Here is a 17629-nt window from a genome sequence, read left to right on the forward strand (position 1 = left end):
CACGCGCGAGGTGAGCCGCTCGAACCCCGGGCCGAGCTTGTCGAGATTCGCCCCGTCAAGGACGAGGTGGCCGACCTCGACGGCAACGTCTTCGGCACCGGAGACTGGCGGGTCCCCTTCTCCACCCAGTCGATCACGAAGGTCTTCGCGCTGGCCCTCGCCCTCGCGGAGGGCGGGGACAGCCTGTGGGAGCGGGTGGGCCGGGAGCCGTCCGGCAACCCGTTCAACTCCCTCGTGCAGCTGGAGTACGAGAACGGCATCCCGCGCAACCCCTTCATCAACGCGGGCGCGCTCGTCGTCACCGACCGGCTCCAGACCCTGACGGGTGACGCGAGCAGTGAACTCCTGGAGTTCCTGCGGCAGGAGAGCGGCAACCCGGACGTGGGCTTCGACCCGGAGGTGGCCGCCTCCGAGCACGAACACGGCGACCGCAACGCGGCCGTGGCGCACTTCATGGCCTCGTACGGCAACATCGACAACCCCGTGCCGGCGCTGCTGGACCACTACTTCTGGCAGTGCTCGATCGAGATGAGCTGCGCCGACCTGGCCCTGGCCGGACGCTTCCTGGCCCGGCACGGACTGCGCTCGGACGGCTCGCGCCTGCTGACCCGCAGCGAGGCGAAGCAGATCAACGCGGTGATGATGACCTGCGGGACGTACGACGCGGCGGGGGAGTTCGCCTACCGGGTGGGACTGCCGGGCAAGAGCGGGGTCGGCGGGGGCATCATCGCGGTCGTCCCGGGCCGCTGCACCGTCGCCGTATGGAGCCCGGGCCTGGACGCCCGGGGCAACTCGGTGGCCGGCGTGACCGCCCTGGACCGCTTCACGACCCTGACGGGCCTGAGCGTGTTCTGACCCGAGGGGGCCTCCCGGCGGCAGCCGGGGGAGTTCGAGGCACGCGGGGCCCGGGAGCGGAGCCCCCGGGGGGCAGCCCCCTACGCCTCGGCGAGGGTCAGTTCGTAGAGCCGGATCCGCCGTCCGCCCGGGGCGGCGATCTCCTCACCCGGCGTCATCCCCAGCCGCTCCGCCACCGCCACCGAACGGACGTTGCGCACGTCGATCACCGCACACACCCGTTCGACGCCGACCTCCCGCAACCGCTCCACCGTCGCCAGCGCGGCGGCGTGGGCGTATCCCTTCCCCCAGGCGGAACGCCCCAGCCGCCAGCCGATCTCGATCCGCCCCACCGGCCCCCACGCCTTGCTCGCCGGCCACGGCTGCGCGCCGGTGAAGCCGACGACCTCGCCCGCGTCGTCCAGCAGGGTCCACAGGCAGTACCCCAGCTGCGCGTCGTGCATCCGCTGCCGGGCGGTGATCTCCTCGTACGCGGACAGCTCCGCGGGCCCGCCCAGGAACTCCATCACGTCCGCGTCGTCGAAGACGCGGTGCCAGGCGCGCGCGTCCTCGTCGGTCGGTACGCGGAGCTGGACCGCAGGCAGCGGCGGCCGGGTCGTCGGCGAGGTCGTCATCGGGGCAGCCCTTCGGATCGCGATCACTCTCGCTGCATAGACTGCGTCATGTCCTGTGCCGTTGGGCACCCTTTATCGAGCCTTGGGGAGACCCCGCAGTGACCGAGCCCACCGAGCCCCTCTCCGAACACCGCGCGGACGTGATCGTCGTCGGGGCCGGGCCCGCCGGCTCGACGACCGCCTACTACCTCGCGAAGGCCGGACTCGACGTCCTGCTGCTGGAGAAGACGGCGTTCCCGCGCGAGAAGGTCTGCGGTGACGGTCTGACCCCGCGCGCCACCAAGCAGCTGGTGGCGATGGGCATCGACATCTCCGAAGAGGCCGGCTGGCTGCGCAACAAGGGCCTGCGCATCATCGGCGGCGGGCAGCGGCTCCAGCTGGACTGGCCGGAACTCGCCTCCTTCCCCGACTACGGGCTCGTCCGCAAGCGCGACGACTTCGACGAGACCCTCGCCCGCCAGGCCCAGAAGGCCGGCGCCCGCCTGTACGAGCGCTGCAACGTCGGCGAGCCGATCCGCGACCCGCGCACCGGGCACATCACCGGCGTGCAGGCGAAGCTCGGCGAGGAGAAGACCCCGGTCACCTTCCACGCCCCGCTCGTGGTCGCGGCCGACGGCAACTCCTCGCGGCTGTCCCTGGCGATGGGCCTGCACCGGCGCGAGGACCGCCCGATGGGCGTGGCGGTGCGCACGTACTTCACCTCGCCCCGGCACGACGACGACTACCTGGAGTCCTGGCTGGAGCTGTGGGACCGGCGCGGTCCGCAGGACCGGCTGCTGCCCGGCTACGGCTGGATCTTCGGCATGGGCGACGGCACCTCCAACGTCGGCCTCGGCATCCTCAACTCCTCCTCCGCGTTCAAGGAGCTGGACTGGCGCGAGGTCCTCAAGGCCTGGTGCGCGTCCATGCCGGAGGACTGGGGCTACACCCCCGAGAACATGACGCAGCCGATCCGCGGCGCGGCCCTGCCGATGGCCTTCAACCGGCAGCCGCACTACACCAAGGGGCTGCTGCTGGTCGGCGACGCGGGCGGGCTCGTCAACCCGTTCAACGGCGAGGGCATCGCCTACGCGATGGAGTCGGGCCAGATCGCGGCGGACGTCATCGTCCAGGCCCACGCCCGCTCCACCCCGGCGCAGCGGGAGCTGGCCCTGCACAACTACCCGAAGGTCCTGAAGGAGACCTACGGCGGCTACTACTCGCTGGGCCGCGCCTTCGTGAAGCTGATCGGCAACCCGAAGGTCATGAAGATCGCCACGCAGCGCGGGCTGACGCACCCGGTACTGATGCGCTTCACGCTGAAGATGCTGGCGAACCTGACGGACCCGGCGGGCGGCGACGCGATGGACCGCATCATCAACGGCCTCTCGAAGGTGGCCCCGAAGGCCTGAGCCGCGCCCGTACGCCTGCTGAGCCGCCCCCGGGTCCCCGGCGGGCGGCTCAGCCGTCCGCGGGCTCCTCGACGGACCCTGGGGCGCCGTGGACGGTGCGGACGCAGCGGGCCAGGAGGCCGAGACCGGCCAGGAGGAGGGCGCCGGAGACGGTCCAGCCGAGGCCGAGGAGCAGCGGGGAGCCGGGCTTGTGCCAGGGGCGGGCGGTGGTCAGCATCCAGCCGCCGACCGACAGCAGCCCCAGCCCGAGCGCGGCGGGGAGGGCGGTGTCGTCGCCGGCGCCGGGGTCGTCGCACGGGGTTCCGCTCACGGGATCACCACCTCCGGGGATCGCTGGGGGCGCACGGGTACGCCGCCTATCTTCGCAGGGCCCCGGCGGGTTCCACACGGGCCGTCCCCCGGGCGGTGTTCCGGGCATGCCGAAGGTCCGGTACTCCGCCCCCGAGCAGGGGAGTACCGGACCTCGCGTGGACCGGGTGGGTCAGAGGACGCGGACGGCGCCCGTCGGCATGTCGTAGCTCAGCGGGCGCTCGACGATGCCCGTGCTGGGGTTCTGCGCGCCGACGAACTTGCCGCCGCCGACGTAGATGGCGACGTGGTAGGCGCTGCCCTTGGGGCCCCAGTACAGGATGTCGCCCGGCTGGAGGTTGCTCAGCGACACCGAGGTGCCGGCCAGGGACTGGTCCTGGGAGGTGCGGTCCAGGGAGATGCCCGCCTGGCGGTAGGCGGCCTGCACCAGGCCCGAGCAGTCGTACGCGGAGGGGCCGGTGGCGCCCATGACGTACGCCTTGCCGACCTGCGCGTAGGCGAAGTTGATGATGGCCGCGGCGGAGCCGGTGGCGGAGGAGCGGCTGCTGGAGCCGCTCTTGACGACGGCACCGCTGCCGTCGTCGGAGGCGGACGCGCTGGTGAGGGAGGAGCGGCCGCCGCTGCGGGTGGCGCGCTCGGCCTCGGCCTTGCGGTCGGCCTCCTGCTTCGCCTTCTGCTCGGCGGCCTTCTGGGCGTCTTCCTTCGCCTGCTTCGCCTCGGCGGCGGCACCCGTACGGGCGCTCTCCTCCTGGGCGTTCAGCTCGCCGGTGACGGCGGCCTCGACGGCGGCGACGCGGGTGTTCTCGGCGGCCGTGTTGACCGCGTTGGAGACCTCGGTGCCGAGGTCCAGGCTGAGGACCGGCATCTCCAGCGTCGTTTCGGCCACGGGCTCGGTAGACGGGGACGCGCTCGCGGTGCCGGCCATGGCCAGGGTGCTGAGGACGCCACCGGCAACTCCGGCGCGGACCGCGAGCTTCGAGGCGCTGCGGCGGGGCTTCCGGTGGCTGGGTATGTGAGCGGTGTGGGACATGGGACAACCGCTATCAGGGGTGCAGGGTCACCTTCAAGAAACGTGGTCTGCGCCACAGTTGCCGGAAAAGCCGGGCAACCGGGCGCGTCGCGCCCCTTATTGACGCCGTAACGGACGTATCGGACACCCCCTCACAGCGCTGTGATCATGGGCTTTCAGCAATAAGTCCGAATTGATCCACCGCCTACCATCGACCCGCACAGATGGCCAAGCCTCCTTTTTGCCGGCCATGATCGATGTGTCGCAGGTCACAGTCACCTGCCGTCGTGAGGGCGCCGTGGCCGGTCCGTGATCCGACCGTGAACTCGCCGTGCGGTCCGTCGGCCGCGCGGCTCGTGAACGGATGCACATCCTCCCGGCGCCGGGCCCGCCGTCCACTTCCGTATTGCCGCGCCCCCCGGGCGGGGGAAGTGGATTCCCATATCACCCTGACCGCCCTGCTGCCAATTTGCCTGTAGCCCGCATTCTTTGATAGTGCAAGGCCGCCTCTACCTGCGGTAACGAGGGCGGATGTCACGTTTGGTGATCCTGTGGATGCCTTGCGTATGAAGATCACCACTCATCGGGCTTCATGATCGTTCGTCAGGTGGTGGAGATCACAAACTCGGTGTTGTTACCCGTGTCGCAGATCACAGACCGGCGGGCATAAGATGCGCACCAGTCTGGCTTGTGAACTGCCTCACATGCGACCAACGGTCAAGGACGACTGGAAGGAGCGAGGAGCGTGAATGCCTACGCACCCATCCTCGTGCTCGGCGCCATCGGCGCAGGGTTTGCGATCTTCTCCGTGGTCATGGCCACGCTGATCGGCCCAAAACGGTACAACCGGGCGAAGCTTGAGGCCTACGAGTGCGGCATCGAACCCACTCCGATGCCCGCCGGAGGCGGTCGCTTCCCCATCAAGTACTACCTCACGGCGATGCTCTTCATCGTCTTCGACATCGAGATCGTCTTCCTCTACCCCTGGGCCGTCACCTTCGACTCCCTGGGGATCTTCGGGCTCGTCGAGATGCTGCTCTTCGTGCTCACCGTCTTCGTCGCCTACGCATACGTCTGGCGCCGCGGCGGCCTGGAATGGGACTGAGGGGCTGAGTTTTCCATGGGACTGGAAGAGAAGCTGCCGAGCGGCTTCCTGCTGACCACCGTCGAACAGGCCGCGGGCTGGGTGCGCAAGGCATCCGTCTTCCCGGCCACCTTCGGCCTCGCGTGCTGCGCCATCGAGATGATGACCACCGGCGCCGGCCGCTACGACCTCGCCCGCTTCGGCATGGAGGTCTTCCGCGGCTCCCCGCGCCAGGCCGACCTGATGATCGTCGCGGGCCGGGTCAGCCAGAAGATGGCGCCGGTGCTGCGGCAGGTGTACGACCAGATGCCCGCCCCGAAGTGGGTGATCTCCATGGGGGTCTGCGCCTCCTCGGGCGGAATGTTCAACAACTACGCGATCGTCCAGGGCGTCGACCACATCGTCCCGGTGGACATCTACCTGCCCGGCTGCCCGCCCCGCCCCGAGATGCTCATGGACGCGATCCTCAAGCTCCACCAGAAGATCCAGGGCTCCAAGCTCGGCGTGAACCGGGAAGAGGCGGCGCGCGAGGCGGAGGAGGCGGCCCTCAAGGCCCTCCCCACCATCGAGATGAAGGGGCTCCTGCGGTGAGCGACGAACCCGCCGTGGAGAACGGCAACGGCAACAACGTCCCCGCACCCCGGGCGGGCGTCCCCGGGCCCGAGGTGATCGGCGTCCGCAAGGGCATGTTCGGCGCCAGGAACGGCGGCGACACCAGCGGCTACGGCGGCCTGGTCCGCACCGTGGCCCTGCCCGGCGCGAGCTCGCGCCCGTACGGCTCCTACTTCGACGAGGTCGCCGACGAGCTGGAGGGCGCCCTGGAGGAGCAGGACCTGCTCCCCGGGAACGCGATCGAGAAGGTCGTCGTCGACCGGGGCGAGATGACCCTCCACATCGCCCGCGAGCACCTCCTGCGGGTGGCCTCCACCCTCCGCGACGACCCGGCGCTGCGCTTCGAGCTGTGCACCGGCGTCTCCGGTGTGCACTTCCCCGACGACAAGGGCCGCGAGCTCCACGCCGTCTACCACCTGCGCTCCCTCACCCACGGCCGGATCATCCGGCTGGAGGTGTCGGTGCCCGACGGCGACCCGCACGTCCCCTCGCTCGTGAGCGTCTACCCGACCAACGACTGGCACGAGCGCGAGGCGTACGACTTCTTCGGCCTGGTCTTCGACGGCCACCCGGCCCTCACGCGGATCATGATGCCGGACGACTGGCAGGGCTTCCCGCAGCGCAAGGACTACCCGCTCGGCGGCATCCCCATCGAGTACAAGGGCGCCCAGATCCCGGCTCCCGACCAGCGGAGGTCGTACAGCTGATGTCCCACACCCCCAACACCGCGGACCACGCGGCCTCCCGCGAGACCACCGAGGGCACCGTCTACACCGTCACCGGCGGCGACTGGGACGAGATCGTCCAGTCCGCGGCCAAGGCCGACGACGAGCGCATCGTCGTCAACATGGGCCCGCAGCACCCCTCCACCCACGGGGTGCTCCGCCTGATCCTGGAGATCGACGGCGAGACGGTCACCGAGGCCCGCTGCGGCATCGGCTACCTGCACACCGGCATCGAGAAGAACCTCGAATTCCGCAACTGGACGCAGGGCACCACCTTCGTCACGCGCATGGACTACCTGACGCCGTTCTTCAACGAGACCGCGTACTGCCTCGGCGTCGAGAAGCTCCTCGGCATCACCGACCAGGTCCCCGACCGGGCCACCGTGATCCGCGTCCTGCTGATGGAGCTCAACCGGCTCTCCTCCCACCTGGTGTGCATCGCCACCGGCGGCATGGAACTCGGCGCGACCACGATCATGATCTACGGCTTCCGGGACCGCGAGCTGATCCTCGACGTTTTCGAGCTGATCACCGGCCTGCGCATGAACCACGCCTTCGTCCGCCCCGGCGGCCTCGCCCAGGACCTGCCCCCCGGCGCGGTCGACCAGCTGCGCGAGTTCGTCAAGACGATGAAGAAGAACCTGCCGGAGTACGACAAGCTCGCCACCGGCAACCCCATCTTCAAGGCCCGCATGCAGGACGTCGGCTACCTCGACCTGGCCGGCTGCATGGCCCTCGGCGCCACAGGACCGATCCTGCGCTCCGCCGGCCTGCCGCACGACCTGCGCAAGACCGACCCCTACTGCGGCTACGACACCTACGAGTTCGACGTCCCCACCACCGAGAGCTGCGACTCCTACGGACGGTTCCTGATCCGCCTGGAGGAGATGCGCCAGTCGCTGCGGATCGTCGAACAGTGCCTGGACCGGCTGGAACCCGGACCGGTGATGGTCGCCGACAAGAAGATCGCCTGGCCGGCGCAGCTCGCCATGGGCCCCGACGGCCTCGGCAACTCCCTCGACCACATCAAGAACATCATGGGCACCTCCATGGAGGCCCTCATCCACCACTTCAAGCTGGTGACCGAGGGCTTCCGCGTCCCCGCCGGACAGGCGTACGCCGCCGTCGAGTCCCCCAAGGGCGAACTCGGCGTCCACGTGGTCTCCGACGGCGGCACCCGCCCCTACCGGGTCCACTTCCGCGACCCGTCCTTCACCAACCTGCAGGCCATGGCGGCGATGTGCGAGGGCGGCCAGGTCGCCGACGTCATCGTCGCCGTCGCCTCCATCGACCCCGTGATGGGAGGCGTCGACCGATGACGGCCGATGCAGTGAACACGGGCATCAGCCTCGGGATGCCGCAGCTCCCCGCCCCCGACTTCCCCGCCGAGGTGCGCGCCCGGCTGGAAGCGGACGCGCAGGAGATCATCGCCCGCTACCCCGACAGCCGCTCCGCGCTGCTGCCGCTGCTGCACCTGACGCAGTCCGAGGAGGGCTACGTCTCGCGCACCGGCATCCGCTTCTGCGCCGAGGTCCTCGGCCTGACCACCGCCGAGGTCACCGCCGTCGCCACCTTCTACACGATGTACCGGCGCAGGCCCTCCGGCGACTACCAGGTCGGCGTCTGTACGAACACCCTGTGCGCGGTGATGGGCGGCGACGCCATCTTCGACGAGCTCAAGGAGCACCTGGGGGTCGGCAACAACGAGACCACCCCCGACGGCAAGGTGACGCTGGAGCACATCGAGTGCAACGCGGCCTGCGACTACGCCCCCGTGGTGATGGTCAACTGGGAGTTCTTCGACAACCAGACCCCCGAGTCCGCCCGGGCCCTCGTCGACGACCTGCGCGCCGGCCGCCCGGTCGAGCCGACCCGGGGCGCGCCGCTGTGCACGTACAAGGAGACCGCCCGGATCCTGGCGGGCTTCCCCGACGAGCGCGAGGGAGCGGTGGGGGCGAGCGGCGGAGCCGGCCCCGCCTCCCTGATCGGGCTGCGCATCGCCCGCGGCGAATCCCCGCACGCCCCCGTCGTCCGCCCGCGCGCCGAGACCGGTACCGAGGGAGGGGAGTGATGTCCGTGTCGACCGAGATCGAGAAGAACGGCACCAGCCCCGAGAAGCTGCTCGCGCCCGTCCTGTCGGCGTTCTGGGACGAGCCCGAGTCGTGGACGCTGGAGACCTACCGGCGCCACGAGGGCTACGAGGGCCTGCGCAAGGCCCTGGCGATGACCCCCGACGAGGTGATCGCCTACGTCAAGGACTCGGGACTGCGCGGACGCGGCGGCGCCGGCTTCCCCACCGGGATGAAGTGGCAGTTCATCCCCCAGGGCGACGGCAAGCCGCACTACCTGGTGGTGAACGCGGACGAGTCGGAGCCGGGAACCTGCAAGGACATCCCCCTCCTCTTCGCCAACCCGCACTCCCTCATCGAGGGAATGATCATCGCCTGCTACGCGATCCGCTCGGAGCACGCCTTCATCTACCTCCGCGGCGAAACCGTCCCCGTACTGCGGCGGCTGCACGAGGCCGTGCGCGAGGCGTACGCGGCCGGATACCTCGGCAAGGACATCGACGGCAGCGGACGCAACCTCGACATCACCGTGCACGCGGGCGCGGGCGCGTACATCTGCGGCGAGGAGACGGCACTGCTCGACTCCCTCGAAGGCCGGCGCGGCCAGCCCCGGCTGCGTCCCCCCTTCCCCGCGGTCGAGGGCCTCTACGCGTGCCCCACTGTCGTCAACAACGTCGAATCCATCGCCTCGGTTCCCTCGATCCTGAACAAGGGCAAGGACTGGTTCAAGGCGATGGGGACGGAGAAGTCCCCCGGCTTCACCCTCTACTCCCTCTCCGGACACGTCGCGGGCCCCGGCCAGTACGAGGCACCCCTCGGCATCACCCTGCGCCAGCTCCTCGACATGAGCGGCGGCATGCGCCCCGGCCACCGGCTGAAGTTCTGGACCCCCGGCGGCTCCTCCACCCCCATGTTCACCGACGAGCACCTCGACGTCCCGCTCGACTACGAGGGCGTCGGCGCGGCCGGCTCCATGCTCGGCACCAAGGCCCTCCAGTGCTTCGACGAGACCACCTGCGTGGTCCGCGCCGTCACCCGGTGGACCGAGTTCTACGCCCACGAGTCCTGCGGCAAGTGCACCCCCTGCCGCGAGGGCACCTACTGGCTGGTCCAGCTGCTGCGCGACATCGAGGCCGGCAAGGGCGTCCTGTCCGACCTCGACAAGCTGAACGACATCGCCGACAACATCAACGGCAAGTCCTTCTGCGCGCTCGGCGACGGCGCGGCCAGCCCGATCTTCTCCTCGCTGAAGTACTTCCGCGCGGAGTACGAGCAGCACATCACCGGAAAGGGCTGCCCCTTCGACCCGCGGAAGTCGACCCTCTGGGCTGACGGTCCGGCCAAGAACTCCGAGGTGAACGCATGACCGTCGCCACCAGTGCCCCCGCCGGCGGGGGCGAGGCCGCCAAGCCGGCCCAGGATCTGGTCACGCTGACCATCGACGGCGCCGAACTGTCCGTGCCCAAGGGGACCCTCGTCATCCGGGCCGCCGAACAGCTCGGCATCGAGATCCCCCGCTTCTGCGACCACCCCCTCCTCGACCCGGCCGGCGCCTGCCGCCAGTGCATCGTCGAGGTCGAGGGCCAGCGCAAGCCGATGGCCTCCTGCACCATCACCTGCACCGACGGCATGGTCGTCCGCACCCAGCTGACGTCCGAGACCGCCGACAAGGCCCAGCGCGGCGTGATGGAGCTGCTGCTCATCAACCACCCGCTGGACTGCCCCGTCTGCGACAAGGGCGGCGAGTGCCCGCTCCAGAACCAGGCGATGTCCCACGGCAACGCCGAGTCCCGGTTCGAGGGCCGCAAGCGGACCTACGAGAAGCCCGTCGCGATCTCCACGCAGGTGCTGCTGGACCGCGAACGGTGCGTGCTGTGCGCGCGCTGCACCCGCTTCTCCAACCAGGTCGCCGGCGACCCGATGATCGAACTGGTCGAGCGCGGCGCGCTCCAGCAGGTCGGCACCGGCGAGGGCGACCCCTTCGAGTCGTACTTCTCCGGCAACACCATCCAGATCTGCCCCGTCGGCGCCCTCACCTCGGCCGCCTACCGGTTCCGCTCCCGCCCCTTCGACCTCGTCTCCTCCCCGAGCGTGTGCGAGCACTGCGCGGGCGGCTGCGCGACCCGGACCGACCACCGGCGCGGCAAGGTCCTGCGCCGCCTCGCCGCCGAGGACCCCGAGGTCAACGAGGAGTGGATCTGCGACAAGGGCCGCTTCGCGTTCCGTTACGCGCAGCGCCCGGACCGGCTGACCACCCCGCTGGTGCGCGGGGCCGACGGCGTCCTCGCCCCGGCGAGCTGGCCCGAGGCCCTGGAGGCCGCGGCCGCCGGGCTCACCGCCGCACGCGGCCGTGCCGGGGTCCTGACGGGCGGCAGGCTGACCGTCGAGGACGCCTACGCCTACGCCAAGTTCGCCCGCGTCGTGCTCGACACCAACGACATCGACTTCCGGGCCCGCGTGCACAGCGCGGAGGAGACCGAGTTCCTGGCCGCCTCCGTCGCCGGCACCGGCAAGGACCTCGACGGGACGGGCGTCACCCACGCCTCCCTGGAGGCCGCCCCGGCCGTCCTGCTGGCCGGCATCGAGGCCGAGGAGGAGGCCCCCGGGGTCTTCCTGCGGCTGCGCAAGGCCCACCGCAAGCGGGGCCAGAGGACGTACGCGCTCGCGCCGTTCGCCACCCGCGGCCTGACCAAGGCGGGCGGCACCCTGCTGGCCGCCGCCCCCGGCACCGAGCCCGAGTGGCTGGACGCCCTCGCGTCCCGCACCGGCCTGGAGGCGGGCGGCGCCGAAGCCGCCGAGGCACTGCGGCAGCCCGGGGCCGTCCTCGTCGTCGGGGAGCGGCTCGCCGGGGTGCCCGGCGCGCTGACCGCCGCCGTACGGGCCGCCACCGCGACCGGGGCCCGCCTGGTGTGGATCCCGCGCCGGGCCGGGGAGCGGGGCGCCGTCGAGGCGGGCGCGCTGCCGTCCCTGCTGCCCGGCGGCCGTCCGGCCACCGACCCGCGGGCCCGCGGGGAGGTCGCCGCCGCCTGGGGGCTGGAGGCGCTGCCGCACCGCTACGGGCGCGACACCGGCCAGATCGTCGAGGCCGCCGCGACCGGCGAGCTGGGCGCGCTGCTCGTCGCGGGCGTCGAGGTCGGCGACCTGCCCGACCCGGAGCGGGCCCGCACCGCGCTGAAGGAGGCCTTCGTGGTCTCCCTGGAGCTGCGGCCCGGCGAGGTCACCGACCACGCGGACGTGGTCCTGCCGGTCGCCGCCGTCGCGGAGAAGGCGGGCACGTTCATCAACTGGGAGGGCCGGGTCCGCCCCTTCGAGGCCGCCCTCAAGCCCGACCAGATGACCCGCCGCCTCGCCCCGGCCGACGCCCGCGTGCTGCACATGCTGGCCGACGCCGCCGACCGGCCGATCGCCCTGCCCGACGTGCACGCCGTCCGCCGGGAGCTGGAGCGGCTCGGCCCGTGGGAGGGCGACCTCGCCCCCGAGCGGTCCACCGACCCGGCGCCGGTGCCCCGGCCCGGCGCGGGCGAGGCCGTACTGGCCGGGCACCGCCTGCTGCTGGACCTGGGCCGGCTCCAGGAGGGCGACGACGCCCTGGCCGGCACCCGGCACGAGGCCGCGGCCCGCCTCTCGGCCGCCACGGCCGCCGAGACCGGCGTCAAGGACGGCGACCTCCTCGCGGTCACCGGCCCCGCCGGCGCGGTGGAACTCCCGCTGCGGATCACCGAGATGCCCGACCGGGTCGTGTGGCTCCCCCTGAACTCCACCGGCTCCGGCGTCCTCGCCGACACCGGCGCCCTGCCCGGCACCCTCGTCCGCATCGGACCGGCGCCGGCCCCGGCAGCCCCCGCCAAGGAGGTGCGAGCGTGACCAGCCTCGCCCACATCGCGGCGCAGCAGCCGCACGTCCTCGCCGCCGAGGACCTGTCCCTGTTCGGCAAGGACGTCTGGTGGCTCGTCCTCCTCAAGGCGGTGTTCTGCTTCGCCTTCCTGATGGTGACCGTGCTGTTCTCCATCGTCTGGGAGCGCAAGGTCGTCGCCTGGATGCAACTGCGCATCGGCCCCAACCGGCACGGGCCCTGGGGCATGCTCCAGTCGCTCGCCGACGGCGTGAAGCTGATGCTGAAGGAGGACGTGGTCGTCAAGCGGGCCGACAAGGTGGTGTACGTCCTGGCCCCGATCATCGCGGCGATCCCGGCGTTCATGGCCATCGCGGTGATCCCGTTCGGACCGGCCGACGACGAGGTCTCCATCTTCGGCCAGCGCACCACGATGCAGCTGACCGACCTGCCCATCGCGATGCTGTACGTCCTGGCCGTGGCCTCCGTCGGCATCTACGGCATCGTCCTGGCGGGCTGGTCCTCCGGCTCCACCTACCCGCTGCTCGGCGGGCTGCGCTCCTGCGCGCAGATGATCTCGTACGAGATCGCGATGGGCGCGGCCTTCGCCTCGGTCTTCCTCTACTCCGGGTCGATGTCGACCTCGGCGATCGTGGAGGCGCAGGCGGACCGCTGGTACATCGTGCTGCTGCCGGTGTCGTTCATCATCTACGTGATCACGATGGTCGGCGAGACCAACCGCGCCCCGTTCGACATGCCGGAGTCCGAGGGCGACCTCGTCGGCGGCTTCAACACCGAGTACTCCTCGATCAAGTTCGCGCTGTTCATGCTCGCCGAGTACGTCAACATGGTCACCGTCTCGGCGGTCTCGGTCACCCTCTTCCTGGGCGGCTGGCGGGCCCCCGCGCCGATCTCCACGTACTGGGAGGGCGCGAACCACGGCTGGTGGCCGATGCTCTGGTTCGTCATCAAGGTGCAGCTGCTGCTGTTCTTCTTCATCTGGCTGCGCGGCACGCTGCCCCGTGTGCGCTACGACCAGCTGATGAAGCTCGGCTGGAAGGTGCTGATCCCGGTCTCGGTGGTCTGGCTGATGCTGGTCGCCACCGTCCGGGCGCTGCGCAACGAGCGCTACGACTTCTCGGAGATCGTGCTCTACGTCGGCGGGGCCGTCGTGGCCATCCTGCTGCTGACCTCCGTCGCCGACTTCTTCCGCGACAAGCGCGAGAAGGCGGCCGCCGAGCAGGCCGGCAAGGCCGCGGCCGCCGAGCCCTTCGACCCGATGGCGGGCGGTTTCCCCGTCCCGCCCAAGCCCGGCCAGCACCTGGCACCCGTACCGCGCAGGCGGCCCCGCGCCGAGCGGGAGCTGATTGTCAGTGGCGGGACGAATACTGACAGTGACCGAGAGGAGGGTTGAGACGTGTCTGACGAGAAGTCCGAAAAGTGGCAGAACCCGGTGGCCGGCTTCGGCGTGACCTTCAAGGCCATGTTCAAGAAGCGCCTCACCGAGCAGTACCCGGAGCAGGAGAAGACCACCGCTCCGCGCTTCCACGGAAGGCACCAGCTCAACCGGCACCCCGACGGTCTGGAGAAGTGCATCGGGTGCGAGCTGTGCGCCTGGGCCTGTCCCGCCGACGCGATCTACGTGGAGGGCGCGGACAACACCGAGGAGGAGCGCTACTCCCCGGGCGAGCGGTACGGGCGCGTCTACCAGATCAACTACGCCCGCTGCATCCTGTGCGGGCTGTGCATCGAGGCCTGCCCGACCCGGGCGCTGACGATGACGAACGAGTTCGAACTGGCCGACGCCAGCCGCGAGTCGCTGATCTACACCAAGGAGCAGCTCCTCGCCGGGCTGACCGAGGGCATGGTCGACACCCCGCACTCGATCTTCCCGGGCATGGACGAACAGGACTACTACCGGGGCCTGGTGACGGGCGCCGCGCCCGGTACCGAACGGCAGGTGGCGGTCTCCAAGGGCGAGGTCGCGGCCGGGACCGGCAGCGGGACCGGCGCGGAGAGCGGTGCGGAGAAAGGCGCTCCGGCCGAGGGGGTCGGAGCATGAACGCCCTCGCGGCCGCGGCCACCACGACCTCCACCGGTGAGGCCATCCAGTTCTGGGTGCTCGCCGTCGTCGCCGTCATCGGCGCGCTCTGCACGATCCTGATGAAGAAGGCCGTGCACAGCGCCCTGTGCCTGGCCGGGACGATGATCGTCCTCGCGGTCTTCTACCTCGCCAACGGTGCGTACTTCCTGGGCGTGGTCCAGGTCATCGTCTACACCGGCGCCATCATGATGCTGTTCCTCTTCGTGGTCATGCTCGTCGGCGTCACGGCGGCGGACTCGCTGAAGGAGACCATCAAGGGCCAGCGCTGGCTGGCCGCCCTGTGCGGGCTCGGCTTCGGCATCCTGCTGATCGCCGGCCTCGCCAACGCGAAGCTGACCCACTTCAACGGCCTCGGCCGGGTCAACTCCGCGGGGCACGTCGAGGGCCTGGCCCAGCTGATCTTCACCCGCTACATCTTCGCCTTCGAGATCACCGGCGCCCTGCTGATCACGGCCGCCGTCGGCGCCATGGTGCTCACCCACCGCGAGCGCACCGAGCGGGCCTCCACCCAGCGCGAGCTCTCCGAGAAGCGGGTGCGCGAGGGCGTCCAGGTCCCGCCGCTGCCGGCCCCCGGCGTCTACGCCCGGCACAACGCCGTGGACATCGCCGGCCTGCTCCCCGACGGCACCCCGTCCGAACTGACCGTCAACAAGACGCTGCGCGCCCGCGGCCAGATCCGCGACGTGTCCAGCGAGGCCCTGGACGACCTCAAGGCGCTGGAGCAGCGCTCCGCGGAGCGCCTCGGCCGCGACTCCCGAGAGGAGGCCTCGAAGTGAATCCGGTCAACTACCTGTACCTGGCCGCCGTGCTGTTCACCATCGGCGCGGCCGGCGTCCTCATCCGGCGCAACGCCATCGTGCTGTTCATGTGCGTCGAGCTGATGCTCAACGCCTGCAACCTGGCGTTCGTGGCCTTCTCCCGGATGCACGGCAACCTCGACGGCCAGATCATCGCGTTCTTCACGATGGTCGTCGCCGCCGCGGAGGTCGTGGTGGGCCTCGCGATCATCGTGTCGCTGTTCCGTACCCGCCACTCGGCCTCGGTCGACGACGCCAGCCTGATGAAGCTGTAAGGGGCGTTCACAGTGGAGAATCTGATTGCGCTGCTGGTGGGCGCGCCCCTGCTCGGAGCGGCGGTGCTGCTGTGCGGCGGCCGGCGCCTCGACAAGGCCGGCCACTGGCTCGGGACCCTGCTCGCCGCGGTCTCCTTCGGCATCGGCGTGGTCCTCTTCGTCGACATGCTGGGGCGCGGCGCCGAGGACCGCACCCTGTACCAGCACCTGTTCAGCTGGGTGTCGGTGGGGAGCTTCCAGGCGGACTTCGCCTTCCGGCTCGACCAGCTGTCGATGACCTTCGTCCTGCTGATCTCCGGGGTGGGCACGCTCATCCACGTGTACTCGATCGGGTACATGGAGCACGACGAGCGCCGCCGCCGCTTCTTCGGCTACCTCAACCTGTTCGTCGCGGCGATGCTGCTGCTCGTCCTCGCCGACAACTACCTGCTGCTGTACTTCGGCTGGGAGGGCGTCGGCCTCGCCTCGTACCTCCTGATCGGGTTCTGGCAGCACAAGCCCAGCGCGGCCACCGCCGCGAAGAAGGCCTTCCTGGTCAACCGGGTCGGCGACATCGGCCTGTCGATCGCCATCATGCTGATGTTCACCACCTTCGGGACCTTCGCCTTCGGGCCGGTCCTCGCCAACGCGGACAAGGCGTCGGAGGGCACGCTGACGGCGATCGGCCTGATGCTGCTCCTGGCCGCCTGCGGCAAGTCGGCCCAGGTGCCGCTCCAGTCCTGGCTCGGTGACGCGATGGAGGGCCCGACCCCGGTCTCGGCCCTGATCCACGCCGCGACCATGGTCACCGCGGGCGTGTACCTGATCGTCCGCTCCGGCGCGATCTTCAACGCGGCGCCCGACGCCCAGCTGGCGGTCACCGTCGTCGGCGCGGTCACGCTGCTCTTCGGTGCGATCGTCGGTTGCGCGAAGGACGACATCAAGAAGGCCCTCGCCGGGTCCACGATGTCGCAGATCGGCTACATGGTCCTCGCCGCGGGCCTCGGCCCCGTCGGCTACGTTTTCGCGATCATGCACCTGGTGACGCACGGCTTCTTCAAGGCCGGTCTCTTCCTCGGCGCGGGTTCCGTCATGCACGGGATGAACGACGAGGTGGACATGCGCAAGTACGGCGGCCTGCGCAGGTACATGCCGATCACCTTCGTCACCTTCGGCCTCGGCTACCTCGCCATCATCGGCTTCCCGGGCCTGTCCGGCTTCTTCTCCAAGGACAAGATCATCGAGGCGGCCTTCGCGAAGGGCGGCACCGAGGGCTGGATCCTCGGCGGTGCGGCCCTGCTGGGCGCCGGCATCACCGCCTTCTACATGACCCGCGTCATGCTCCTCACCTTCTTCGGCGAGAAGCGCTGGCAGCCCGCCCCCGACGCCGACCAGGTGCCGAGCGCCGAGCCGGCCGCCGAGCACCGGGCCGGGCGCATGCCTCACCCGCACGAGTCCCCGAAGTCCATGACCATCCCGATGATCGTGCTGGCCTTCGGCTCGGTCTTCGCGGGCGCCTTCTTCGGGCTCGGCGACCGCTTCCTGAACTGGCTGGAGCCGGTCACCGGGTACGAGCACGGCAACCCGCCGATCGGCGCCCTGACGGTCACCCTGTCCACGATGGTGGCCCTCGCCGTCGGCGTCGCCATCGCCTGGTCGATGTACGGCAGGAAGCCCGTCCCGGTCGTCGCCCCGCGCGGCTCGTTCCTCACCCGGGCGGCCCGCCGGGACCTGTTCCAGGACGACTTCAACCACGTCGTCCTCGTGCGCGGCGGAGAGCACCTGACCCGCTCGCTCGTGTACGTCGACCACAGCCTGGTCGACGGAGTGGTCAACGGGACGGCCGCCTCGGTCGGCGGGCTGTCGGGCCGGCTGCGCAAGCTGCAGAACGGCTACGCCCGCAGCTACGCGGTCTCGATGTTCGGGGGCACGGTGGTCCTGATCGCCGCGACCCTGCTGATGAGGGCGGTGTGA

General features: G+C 70.6%; 17 protein-coding genes. 14 read left to right on the top strand and 3 right to left on the bottom strand.

Annotated features, from left to right (window positions below; genetic code table 11):
• On the top strand, positions 1–855 hold an 855-nt coding region (locus WDV06_RS26540; RefSeq protein WP_395512303.1), incomplete at its 5' end, for a glutaminase.
• 80 nt (positions 856–935) lie between these two features.
• Here WDV06_RS26540 and WDV06_RS26545 read toward each other — a convergent pair.
• Positions 936–1469: a GNAT family N-acetyltransferase gene (locus tag WDV06_RS26545; RefSeq protein WP_395512304.1), complete on the bottom strand. Its 534-nt coding sequence runs from the start codon at positions 1467–1469 to the stop codon at positions 936–938.
• A 98-nt stretch (positions 1470–1567) separates the two neighbouring features.
• Here WDV06_RS26545 and WDV06_RS26550 point away from each other — a divergent pair, with 98 nt between their 5' ends.
• Positions 1568–2860, top strand: a complete 1293-nt coding sequence (locus tag WDV06_RS26550; protein ID WP_395512305.1) for a geranylgeranyl reductase family protein — start codon at positions 1568–1570, stop codon at positions 2858–2860.
• 49 nt (positions 2861–2909) lie between these two features.
• Here the strand turns inward: WDV06_RS26550 and WDV06_RS26555 are convergent, their stop codons facing one another.
• Both WDV06_RS26555 and WDV06_RS26560 read right to left on the bottom strand, forming a co-directional pair.
• The gene (locus WDV06_RS26555) at positions 2910–3170 is read right to left on the bottom strand and encodes a hypothetical protein (protein ID WP_395512306.1); all 261 of its coding nucleotides are present in this window, start codon (positions 3168–3170) and stop codon (positions 2910–2912) included.
• Positions 3171–3341: 171 nt separating this feature from the next.
• Complete coding sequence (locus WDV06_RS26560) at positions 3342–4199, bottom strand: C40 family peptidase (RefSeq protein ID WP_395512307.1); 858 nt, start codon at positions 4197–4199, stop codon at positions 3342–3344.
• 724 nt (positions 4200–4923) lie between these two features.
• Here WDV06_RS26560 and WDV06_RS26565 point away from each other — a divergent pair.
• Genes WDV06_RS26565 through nuoL form a run of 12 tightly spaced genes read left to right on the top strand, consistent with a single transcriptional unit; the run spans position 4924 to position 17629 of the window.
• A complete protein-coding gene (locus tag WDV06_RS26565; RefSeq protein ID WP_045946775.1) occupies positions 4924–5283 on the top strand; it encodes an NADH-quinone oxidoreductase subunit A in 360 nt (119 codons plus the stop codon).
• 15 nt (positions 5284–5298) lie between these two features.
• Positions 5299–5853, top strand: a complete 555-nt coding sequence (locus tag WDV06_RS26570; protein WP_045946776.1) for a NuoB/complex I 20 kDa subunit family protein — start codon at positions 5299–5301, stop codon at positions 5851–5853.
• Positions 5854–5867: 14 nt separating this feature from the next.
• Positions 5868–6581 carry an NADH-quinone oxidoreductase subunit C gene (locus WDV06_RS26575; RefSeq protein WP_395512327.1) on the top strand — a complete coding sequence of 238 codons (714 nt, stop codon included), beginning with the start codon at positions 5868–5870 and terminating at the stop codon, positions 6579–6581.
• Positions 6581–7918: an NADH-quinone oxidoreductase subunit D gene (locus WDV06_RS26580; protein WP_395512308.1), complete on the top strand. Its 1338-nt coding sequence runs from the start codon at positions 6581–6583 to the stop codon at positions 7916–7918. The genes WDV06_RS26575 and WDV06_RS26580 overlap by 1 nt, the downstream gene beginning before the upstream one ends.
• Entirely contained in the window at positions 7915–8670 is a 756-nt protein-coding gene (nuoE, locus tag WDV06_RS26585) for an NADH-quinone oxidoreductase subunit NuoE (RefSeq protein ID WP_395512309.1), read from the top strand. Before WDV06_RS26580 ends, nuoE begins: the two co-directional genes overlap by 4 nt.
• Positions 8670–10034, top strand: a complete 1365-nt coding sequence (gene nuoF / locus WDV06_RS26590; protein WP_395512310.1) for an NADH-quinone oxidoreductase subunit NuoF — start codon at positions 8670–8672, stop codon at positions 10032–10034. The genes nuoE and nuoF overlap by 1 nt, the downstream gene beginning before the upstream one ends.
• Positions 10031–12532 (top strand): NADH-quinone oxidoreductase subunit G, encoded by a 2502-nt coding sequence (locus WDV06_RS26595; RefSeq protein ID WP_395512311.1) that lies wholly within the window; start codon positions 10031–10033, stop codon positions 12530–12532. Before nuoF ends, WDV06_RS26595 begins: the two co-directional genes overlap by 4 nt.
• Complete coding sequence (gene nuoH / locus WDV06_RS26600) at positions 12529–13914, top strand: NADH-quinone oxidoreductase subunit NuoH (protein ID WP_395512312.1); 1386 nt, start codon at positions 12529–12531, stop codon at positions 13912–13914. The genes WDV06_RS26595 and nuoH overlap by 4 nt, the downstream gene beginning before the upstream one ends.
• A 3-nt stretch (positions 13915–13917) precedes the next feature.
• Complete coding sequence (gene nuoI, locus WDV06_RS26605; RefSeq protein ID WP_395512313.1) at positions 13918–14562, top strand: NADH-quinone oxidoreductase subunit NuoI; 645 nt, start codon at positions 13918–13920, stop codon at positions 14560–14562.
• Positions 14559–15380: an NADH-quinone oxidoreductase subunit J gene (locus WDV06_RS26610; protein WP_395512314.1), complete on the top strand. Its 822-nt coding sequence runs from the start codon at positions 14559–14561 to the stop codon at positions 15378–15380. Before nuoI ends, WDV06_RS26610 begins: the two co-directional genes overlap by 4 nt.
• Positions 15377–15676: an NADH-quinone oxidoreductase subunit NuoK gene (gene nuoK, locus WDV06_RS26615; protein ID WP_395512315.1), complete on the top strand. Its 300-nt coding sequence runs from the start codon at positions 15377–15379 to the stop codon at positions 15674–15676. The genes WDV06_RS26610 and nuoK overlap by 4 nt, the downstream gene beginning before the upstream one ends.
• A gap of 12 nt (positions 15677–15688) precedes the next feature.
• The gene (gene nuoL / locus WDV06_RS26620) at positions 15689–17629 is read left to right on the top strand and encodes an NADH-quinone oxidoreductase subunit L (protein WP_395512316.1); all 1941 of its coding nucleotides are present in this window, start codon (positions 15689–15691) and stop codon (positions 17627–17629) included.

The sequence above is a fragment of the Streptomyces racemochromogenes genome (assembly GCF_044129415.1).
Taxonomy (GTDB): domain Bacteria; phylum Actinomycetota; class Actinomycetes; order Streptomycetales; family Streptomycetaceae; genus Streptomyces; species Streptomyces racemochromogenes_A.

Bases quoted from the DNA above. Each gene is read 5' to 3' on its own strand.
- WDV06_RS26560 (WP_395512307.1), bottom strand. From the start codon at position 4,199: ATGTCCCACACCGCTCACATACCCAGCCACCGGAAGCCCCGCCGCAGC.
- WDV06_RS26545 (WP_395512304.1), bottom strand. From the start codon at position 1,469: ATGACGACCTCGCCGACGACCCGGCCGCCGCTGCCTGCGGTCCAGCTC.
- WDV06_RS26610 (WP_395512314.1), top strand. From the start codon at position 14,559: ATGAACGCCCTCGCGGCCGCGGCCACCACGACCTCCACCGGTGAGGCC.
- WDV06_RS26595 (WP_395512311.1), top strand. From the start codon at position 10,031: ATGACCGTCGCCACCAGTGCCCCCGCCGGCGGGGGCGAGGCCGCCAAG.
- WDV06_RS26580 (WP_395512308.1), top strand. From the start codon at position 6,581: ATGTCCCACACCCCCAACACCGCGGACCACGCGGCCTCCCGCGAGACC.
- nuoF (WP_395512310.1), top strand. From the start codon at position 8,670: ATGTCCGTGTCGACCGAGATCGAGAAGAACGGCACCAGCCCCGAGAAG.
- WDV06_RS26570 (WP_045946776.1), top strand. From the start codon at position 5,299: ATGGGACTGGAAGAGAAGCTGCCGAGCGGCTTCCTGCTGACCACCGTC.
- nuoE (WP_395512309.1), top strand. From the start codon at position 7,915: ATGACGGCCGATGCAGTGAACACGGGCATCAGCCTCGGGATGCCGCAG.